Origin of the sequence: Bartonella sp. OT172YNZD (genome assembly GCF_042193725.1) — a bacterium.
Taxonomy (GTDB): Bacteria; Pseudomonadota; Alphaproteobacteria; order Rhizobiales; family Rhizobiaceae; genus Bartonella; species Bartonella grahamii_A.
Genome location: NZ_JBHILZ010000033.1, coordinates 1 through 4,816 on the forward strand (window position 1 = coordinate 1; position 4,816 = coordinate 4,816).

At 42.7% G+C, this 4,816-nt stretch carries 6 protein-coding genes; all 6 read right to left on the minus strand.

The features are described 5' to 3' along the window. A partial coding sequence (locus ACFIJS_RS08505) for a phage tail tape measure protein (protein WP_375651152.1) occupies positions 1–1,070 on the minus strand: 1,070 nt, incomplete at its 3' end. After that, positions 1,067–1,138 carry a hypothetical protein gene (locus ACFIJS_RS08510; protein WP_375608787.1) on the minus strand — a complete coding sequence of 24 codons (72 nt, stop codon included), beginning with the start codon at positions 1,136–1,138 and terminating at the stop codon, positions 1,067–1,069. The genes ACFIJS_RS08505 and ACFIJS_RS08510, both read right to left, overlap by 4 nt. A gap of 38 nt (positions 1,139–1,176) precedes the next feature. Then, positions 1,177–1,464, minus strand: coding sequence for a phage tail assembly protein (locus tag ACFIJS_RS08515; protein WP_375651154.1), 288 nt, complete (start codon positions 1,462–1,464; stop codon positions 1,177–1,179). Between the two features lie 2 nt (positions 1,465–1,466). Then, positions 1,467–1,973, minus strand: a complete 507-nt coding sequence (locus ACFIJS_RS08520; RefSeq protein ID WP_375608785.1) for a phage major tail tube protein — start codon at positions 1,971–1,973, stop codon at positions 1,467–1,469. Beyond that, a complete protein-coding gene (locus ACFIJS_RS08525; RefSeq protein ID WP_375651156.1) occupies positions 1,973–3,364 on the minus strand; it encodes a phage tail sheath subtilisin-like domain-containing protein in 1,392 nt (463 codons plus the stop codon). The genes ACFIJS_RS08520 and ACFIJS_RS08525 overlap by 1 nt, the downstream gene beginning before the upstream one ends. A 196-nt stretch (positions 3,365–3,560) precedes the next feature. Further along, on the minus strand, positions 3,561–4,382 hold the full coding sequence (locus ACFIJS_RS08530) for a DNA adenine methylase (protein WP_375651158.1): 822 nt from the start codon (positions 4,380–4,382) through the stop codon (positions 3,561–3,563). Between the last annotated feature and the right edge of the window lie 434 nt (positions 4,383–4,816).

Sequence of the window (4,816 nt, forward strand, 5' to 3'; positions counted from 1 at the left end):
GGACCAAAAATGAACGAACCAAGTGCGACAAGACCTACCTTAAAGACGGTTATTTCACCAATCAATGGCTCTAGCCATTGGAACCAGCCTTTAATCCTCTCTGTGAGATCACTGATGCTTTTTCTTAAATCAGAGGTAGGATTAAGCAAATCATTAAGGACTTTTTTTAAGGTCTTTGCCCAACTCGCAACGGTTGTTTGAATGAGATCACGGTTTTCATCAATCAATTTTGAAAAACCGTCAATCATATCATTGATGACGGGCATAAAACGGGCGCCAATAAAGCTCGCGATACCGCCTATTTTTTTCTTAAAAGCACCAAGCTTGTCACTCAAATCTGCTGCATAGCGTGCAACATCGGCGCCTATGAGCCATTTTCCTTTCCGCGCCTTTGCAAACAGTTCTTTGATAGGCGCCATGCCTTGTGCAAGCATGGTCGCCATTTCTTTACCATCACCCCCAAACAGCAGAGCGGCAATATGCTGTCTTTGTGCTTGGCTTTTCATCTTACTCATCTTGTCGGTAATTTCTTCTAACAAGACAGAAGTGGATTTGAGTTTTCCAGAAGTGTTTTTGACAGAAATGCCAAGCGCTTCAAAACCCATCATGCCTCTTTTTTGTCCGGCATATGCTTGTGCTGAACGCCTATTTAAAACCGCTAAGGATTGTTGAAAAAGCTCGGCAGAAGTGCCTGAATTATCGGCTGCATCACCCCATAATTGAAGTGATGCAACACTCATATTTAAATGGTGTGATGCGTGATAAAGACTATCTCCCAGATGCATGGTTTTCATGGTGAGGGCGGTCACACTTGCCACAAGACCACCCCCGGCAAGCCCTAAGACACCGGTAAAGACTGAAGCACGACTTGCCGCCACTCCAAGAGCACTTTGAACGCCATGAAGGCTTTTTGTCATGTTTTTGACAGCAGCAGAAAAGCGCGGAATACCCAAACTATGTGAGAGTGTTTTTGACAATGTATCGAATTGTTTTTGAACACGTTTGAGAGGTGCCGTGAGTTTATCTTCAAGAGACAATTTTACCTTTGCATCAGCAACTTTTTCACTCATTTTGTTTTACACCTTTCTGCTGCTTGGTTTCGCCAGAATATGAGTTCTTGTGGTTCCATTTCCATCATGTCTGAAAGGGACCAATGGAACTCAATAGCAATATCGGCTATGAGTTTTGCGGCGTTTTCCCAGTCGAGGTATCCCGCCGTTTGGTAAAAGACTCCAAGATCTCTCCAATATTTGTCAAATCATTAATGTCGAATTCGCAGATGACCTCATACGGCCATTCAGAAAGGCGTGCGATCATAGTGATTGTTTGCTCTATACCTTCTTTTTTGTCGATTGCTTGCAAATCTTTTGTTTTGGGGCGCCGTAAAGTAATTGTGGTGTGCTCTTTTCCTTCAAATGTGAGAGGTTCAAGCAATTGATATGTAACATTTTTTTGTAGTGTCATTTTTATAATCCTAAATTGTTTCTATGGTCTGCGAGTTGATTGACGCCATTGAATTTTCTCACCAAGTTGAGGACATCTATCTCAACGATTTCAACGTCCTTCTGGACATATTTGAAATACTGCAATGTGAATGTAGCTGTAGAAGTTGCTTTGCCTCCCGGTTGCCATTCTGCCATTTCAAAGCCTTTGCAAAGCCCTCTCATGGTAATGACAACACCTTCTGCGGGTGTGCCTTGAGCTTGCATTGAACTGCGCAATGAAATGTTGACATCGGTGCGCCCTAAGAGTGCCATCAACTCTGGAGAGCAATCAGAAATGGTCATGCTAAGCGTGAGGGTTTCAAGACCAAGGTCAACTTCAATGGAGCTATCCATGCCACCGCCGCGATAACTTTCAACAACCAAACTCAAATTCGGTAGGGTGACACTTTCACATTTTGCCTGATAGGGAATGCCGTCGACAAAAATGTTAAAATATTTCAAGACTCTGGGTAAAACAGGTACGGTCATTAAAAGATCTCCTCTAAGTAATCATTCACAATGCGTGAACGGAACGTGATATGTTCTGCAGGTGTTGTGGGGGTGAATTCGACATTGAAATAGACTTTGCCGCTCTCAATGGCGCTTGCTGTATTAAGCTCTAGATCAGGCGTACAGCGCCCACCAAGAATGGCGCCTTGTGCTTTTAAATCACGCAAATAGGCATTGACGCTTTCACTGACATCATTCATGTAGGTTTTTTTGATATTGCGGTCGACAGCCCATAGATGTCCGCGCAAAATAGCATCATTGATCATATCTGCGGTGCGCACCACGGATAAAAAAGCAAATTTTGTATCGTTTGAAAGTGTGCGATTACCCCAGAGGCGATAGCCGTTTTCACGGATAATTGTTGTGATATTTTGTTCATTGAGAAGGTTGGCACGGCTCGATCTGTCCCCAATGGAAAAATCAATAGGGCGTGCAGTTCCCACAATGCCATTGATCACTTTATTGGAAGGAGAATGCCAAAAACCGTTGTCAAAATCTGTTTTGGCAATGACACCAGCAACCGCTGCACTTGCCGGCTGTTCTATGATTTTTCCATCACGATTTACCTTTACAAACGGGTCAATGAGAATGGCGCGTTTTGAATCAAAATCCTTTGCTGTGCTAAGAGCTGCTTCATCTGTTGTGTTGGGTGCATCAAGCACCACAATGGCGCGCAAACGCTCGGCAATGCCAATCAGTTCTGCTGCTACAGGATTAGAGGTTGCACTGATTTCGGCTTTGGCTGTCGCTCCAGTGCCATCCCCTTCAATCGTCACATTTGGGGCGGTGTGATAATCAAAGCCACCGTTCTTAATGACAACAGAAGTTACTTTTCCATCTTTCAGGATTGCTTCTGCTTCTGCACCGCCGGCAATTTTAACAGTTGCTTGAGTGTAACCACTTCCTTGGTTCGTCACATCAATCTTGCTAAGACTGATAGGGCGTTTGTGTGTAAAGCCTGGAGCGATGAGAATGCGTGGTGTTTGTCCCACAATGGATTGTGCTCCAATCAAAGCATGGACGCCTTCATAAGCACCATTTGCGTTCACACCGCCTAGAACATTGGTGAGTGTTGCATTTTCGTTGTCACCTTCTTGCACGCGTACGACAACGACAATAGCCCCCACTTGCTTGAAAATAAGATCAAGGGCATTGGGTAAAGTGCCGCGTCGTTTACCTGTTGTATCCAGTTTTGCAGTTTGTGAAAGAGAGCCCGTTACCAAAACGGGTGTGTTGAGGGGAAATGCTTGTTCATCGGCATCGGGTGCTGTGCCAACAATTCCGATAACTGCCGATTGAACGGCGCGAAGGGGGCGGGTGCCGTCGTCAACTTCAACGACTTCAACACCGTGTAAAAAACCTGTTGCCATACTTTATGCTCCTTTTAATAATTGGCTAATGAAATGAATGGGAAAAGTGAGAGGTAAAGAGGCGCTCTTGAGAAAGGTTTGTTTTCAACAAGCACTTTCTTTTTATGTTTTGACACTAGATTTTGTAGCAATTTACTTTTTTAAAAAGGTCTTCAAAGGTCATTTAAAGACCCTTTAATATGTATTATTTCTCGTTTTAGAAATCACAATTGGTGATGATAAGCTCCTTAGCGGGAACTGCATTATTTAAGGCGTTACACGAATAAAACGTATTTATTTTTTTAAAGGTAAATTGACTGAAGGTTTTTCGAACTTCTGGCACATCATTGAGAGACAAAAGAAACTTCCCTTTTAATTGTGCCAGCAGCATAGCCATCCTCTGATAATCCTCTCGCTTAAACAAATCTTTGCCATAATAATCCTCAACACCCCAATAAGGCGGGTCAAGATAAAATAAGGTGTTTGGTCGATCATAGCGCCTGATAAACTCAGACCAGTCTAAATTTTCAATGGTAACACCCGCTAAACGACGGTAAATAAGCTTTAATAAGTCTTCAAGTTTAAAACGATTAAAACGTGCACCGCGGTCTGTTTCAACCCCAAACGTACGGTCGGCTACCTTCCCGCTAAAGCTTAAACGCTGCAAATATAAAAACCTTGAAGCCCGTTCTAAATCTGTGAGGGTTTCTGGATCTTGAGCACGTAATCGTTGAAATTCCTCACGGCTGCTTATCTGAAACTCTGACAGTTCTATAAAAGGGTGATAATGGCGTTGTAACACCCGAAAAAAATTCACTACATCTCCTAAACGGTCATTAATGATTTCAGTGGGCGGAATCAATTTTCTCCTAAAGAATATTCCTCCCATTCCAACGAAAGGTTCGGCATAAATACTATGAGGGATATCCTCGATAATGTTAACTATGGTTTTAGCTAATCTTCTTTTGCCTCCAATATAAGCAGCAGCTGGTGAGATAGGATCAACAGATTTTAATTTTTCTTTACAAAGTGTATCCATCATTTTTTAACACTCTTCCATCTATATTAGCCATCTTCTCACTGTTTCCAAGTGAGAAGAAGTGGCTGCGATGTTGAGTTGAGTTGCATCGGACGGGTTTGTCGCTAAACTAAGTCTCGTTGGCTGGACAACCAGCCCAGCCTCTATTTTTTGTTTCTTTCTTTGGTTTGGAGTTTCTAGGATATTCCTGTGATATATCTGCTTGATTTCTCATAGCGATAGGTTATTAGAGCGGCTTGCTAAGAGCCGTTAATCTCTTTACAAAACTTTTGGAATAGAGGGGCACGCCGTGATTTCGGGGCTTCTTCTAAAGATAAAGAATGATTTTGCTATAGTGCGATAGAGAGTATTTACTTTTGTTGCCATATTGCTCTCCAAATCAATGAAGAGACTATAACAACAAGCGCACTCTCTCATAAGCCTGACACTGTCAG